General features: G+C 75.1%; 3 protein-coding genes and 1 pseudogene. 2 read left to right on the top strand and 2 right to left on the bottom strand.

The window, feature by feature from the left end:
- The coding region (locus BN12_RS19970; RefSeq protein WP_048555226.1) for a coenzyme F420-0:L-glutamate ligase at positions 1 to 331 on the bottom strand (331 nt) is incomplete at its 3' end.
- Positions 324 to 1,307 (bottom strand): 2-phospho-L-lactate transferase, encoded by a 984-nt coding sequence (cofD, locus tag BN12_RS19975; RefSeq protein ID WP_048555227.1) that lies wholly within the window; start codon positions 1,305 to 1,307, stop codon positions 324 to 326. The genes BN12_RS19970 and cofD, both read right to left, overlap by 8 nt.
- A 319-nt stretch (positions 1,308 to 1,626) precedes the next feature.
- Here cofD and BN12_RS19980 point away from each other — a divergent pair, with 319 nt between their 5' ends.
- Positions 1,627 to 1,881, top strand: coding sequence for a WhiB family transcriptional regulator (locus tag BN12_RS19980; RefSeq protein ID WP_157635756.1), 255 nt, complete (start codon positions 1,627 to 1,629; stop codon positions 1,879 to 1,881).
- 25 nt (positions 1,882 to 1,906) lie between these two features.
- Positions 1,907 to 3,491: pseudogene (locus tag BN12_RS25450) on the top strand (glycosyltransferase); the annotation flags it as partial.

Below are 3,491 nucleotides of genomic sequence, written 5' to 3' on the forward strand. Positions count from 1 at the left end.
CCGCGCCACCGGACGCCGGACTGCTGGACGGCGGGCCGGGGGGCGCTGTGCCGCTGGGGGCCGGACCGCCGACCGCCGGACCGTCGAGGAGCGCCCGCTCCGCGACGACCCGTCCGGTCGAGGCGGCCACCGCGTCCTCGCGGTCGGAGGCCCACAGGCCGAGCGACTTCGAGGCGATCTTGCTCGAGACGACGACGACGTCGCCCGGCTGCAGGCGCAGACCCGTGTGGGCACAGGCCCTCAGGAGCAGCGCGGCGAGGTCGTCGCCCTCGGCCACTTCCGGCATACCGAGCAGCGGGACGACGAGGACGACTCCCGGGGTGTCAGGCACGCTGGAGGGAGAGCGCGAGGTCGAGGGCTGCTCCCGCCAGAGCGGCGGCGGACTCGACGTCCGGCATGAGGAGCGGACGGTCCCACGCGGTGACCGGGACTCGCGAGGCGGCGGGCGGCGCCGGGTCGGCGGGGTCGACGAGCCACCCGTCGAGGAAGTCCTCGAAGAGCCCGGCGACGGCCGCCGAGGTCGCCTCGACGCCGATGGCGGCGAGGCAGGCGTCGGCATGGCCACGGACCGGTGCGCCCCCGACGAGCGGCGACACCCCGACGACGGGCGCCGTCGTGCCGCGCAGGGCGTCGCGAACCCCCGGGACGCCGAGGATGATCCCGATCGAGACGACGGGGTTGCTCGGGGGCAGGAGAACGACGTCCGCGCCGCGGATCGCGTCGAGGACCCCAGGAGCCGCCACCGCCCGGTCCATCCCGACGGCGACGAACCGCCGCGCGGGAAGCCCGGCCTGGTGCCGGACCCACCACTCCTGGAAGTGGATCGCCCGCTCGCCGCCCGCTCCGTCGTCGACGACGACGTGCGTCTCGACGGGCTCGTCGCTCATCGGCAGGAGCCGGATGCCCTGGGTCGGCAGTCCCCAGCGGTCGGCGAGGCGCGCGGTCACCTCGCTGAGGGTGTGTCCCTGGCCGAGCCACTGGGACCGCGCGATGTGGGTCGCGACGTCGAGGTCGCCGAGGCCGAACCATTGGGGTTGCACGCCGTATGCCGCGAGCTCGCCCTGGATCCGGTGGGTCTCCTCTGTGCGTCCCCAACCCTGCGCCTCGTGGACGCCTCCGCCGAGGGTGTAGAGGAGCGTGTCGAGGTCGGGGCATACCCGCAGCCCCCACAGGGTGATGTCGTCGCCGGTGTTGCCGATGACGGTGATCTCGTGAGGACCGCCGTCGGCGAAACCGTCGAGATGACGCCGCAATCCGCGGACGAACCGGGAGCCGCCGACACCGCCGGCCAACGTCGCGATGCGCATGGCGTGCAGTCTCTCAGGACCGTCTCGCCGACGGACCCCGACCTCCGCTCCGGGGCATCGGATGCGGGTGCGGACGAGCGCCGAAGGGGGTGCACGACACGCCCGGGCGCGTTGGCAAAAGGGAACTTCTAGCACGTCTGGGCTTGACGAACCGCATATGACACGCGTGTAATTCCCTCATTGTTGTTCGCGGTTCCGGCAGTCGAGGGAACCACGGGACCGTGAACGGCGAGGCGCCGGAGGCGTCGGGCACATGCGGGTCGAGCTGGGCAAGGTCGAGAGCAGGACAAGGGTCGAGGAGGGCGATGTGAACGAGCTGATGGCCTTGGTGCCGGGCGAGGACGACGAGTCTGGCGCCCTGTCCTGGCAGGAGCGGTCGCTCTGCGCGCAGACCGATCCCGAGGCGTTCTTCCCCGAGAAGGGCGGGTCGACCCGCGAGGCGAAGAAGGTATGCGTCGGCTGCGAGGTCCGCGCCGAGTGCCTCGAGTACGCCCTCGCGAACGACGAGCGCTTCGGCATCTGGGGCGGACTGTCCGAGCGCGAGCGGCGCAAGCTGAAGAAGCGCGCCGTCTGAGCGACGGCCGCAGCTCCCGATCCCGATGACCGCACTCACCGAGCGGCCCGCGGACGCCACACGGCGTTCCGCCGCCTCGCCGTCGGTCGCCGCCCTCCTGTTCGTCGATGCCCTCGACGACGCCTTCGTCACGACGCTCGACGCGATCCTCGCCGGCGTCCACCGTCCCGACCACCTCCTCGTCCTCGACGCCTCGGGCCCCGGGACGGCCGGGGACCTGGCTCGCGAGGCCGTCGGTCACGTCATCGACGTCATCGACCACCGGATCCCACCAGGCACGGCCGCGCGCGCGGCATACGACCTCACCGCCGGCCCGGCGGCGTCGGTCGCCGTGCCCACCGACGTGAGCCACCTGTGGCTCCTCGCCTCCGGGCACCTGCCCGGGCCCGACGCGCTGCGCAGCCTCACCGAGGCCCTCCGCCGGTCGCCCTCGGTCGGCGTCGCGGGCCCCAAGGTCGTCGACGCGGCAGCCCCGGCGACCTTGCGCAGCGTCGGCATCGGCGCGACCCGCTCCGGCCGGGTCCTCTCGACACCCCGGCCGGGCGAGCCGGACATGGGGCAGTTCGACGGGCGCGCCGACGTCCTCGCCGTCCCGGCCGCGGGCCTCGTCGTCGAGCGCCCCCTGTGGGACCGGCTCGGCGGCTTCGGCTCGACGTTCGACGACCTCGGCGCGGACCTCGACCTGTCCTGGCGCGCCCACCTCGCGGGCCGGCGCGTCGTCACGGTCCCTCAGGCCCGCCTCGCCTCCGGGCCGGCCCGGTTCGCCGACAGCCAGGCCGACACAGGCCCTCGCCGCCGGGACGCCCGGCGGGTCGCGCTGGCGCGGTGCGCCTGGTGGACGGCACCCTTCCTCGCGGCGTGGGTCGTCCTCGCCTCCGTCGTCGCGGCCCTCGCGCTCCTGCTCGCCAAGCGTCCCCGCGCCGCGCTCGTCGAGCTCGCCGACATCGGGGCGCTCCTCGACCCCTGGCGGCCGGTGGCCGACCGCTGGCGGGCTCGGGGCACGCGAACGGTGAGCCGCCGCGACCTGTCGAGCCTCTTCGTCGCCCCGGGGGACGTCGCCCGGCACGTCGGCGACCTGTTCCACCACGCGATCGGCGTCGAGACGCTGACGCCCGAGGTGACGCGGGAGGATCCGTCGACGACCGACGACGACCCGACCGCGGACATCGGGTCGCTCGGCGGCCGGCTCGTGCGGAGCCCGCTGACGTGGGTCCTCCTCGCCGCCCTCGTCGCGACGGGCGCGGCGTGGCGGGGCGTCCGCGGCGGTCCGCTCGCGGCGGTGCGCGGAGGTCTGGAGGGCGGCGAGCTCGTCGGGAGCCGGATCGGGGCCTCCGGCCTCTTCCACACGTGGTGGGACGGCTGGTCGGGCTCGGGCCTCGGCTCCGAGGCGCTCGGCAGCCCCGCGTCGGCGCTCCTCGCGCTCCCGGCCTGGCTGCTCGCCCACGTCCCGATGCTCGCCGTCACCTCGGCGGGCGGCTCGGCCGTCGCGCTCGCGACGGTGACGGCGATCCCCGCCGCCGCCGTCACCGCATACCTCGCCGGACGGGTCGTCACCCGGTCGCGCTGGCCCCGAGCGGTCGTCGCCCTCGCGTGGGCGGGGACCGCGGTCG

Source organism: Nostocoides japonicum T1-X7 (assembly GCF_001046855.1).
GTDB lineage: Bacteria > Actinomycetota > Actinomycetes > Actinomycetales > Dermatophilaceae > Nostocoides > Nostocoides japonicum.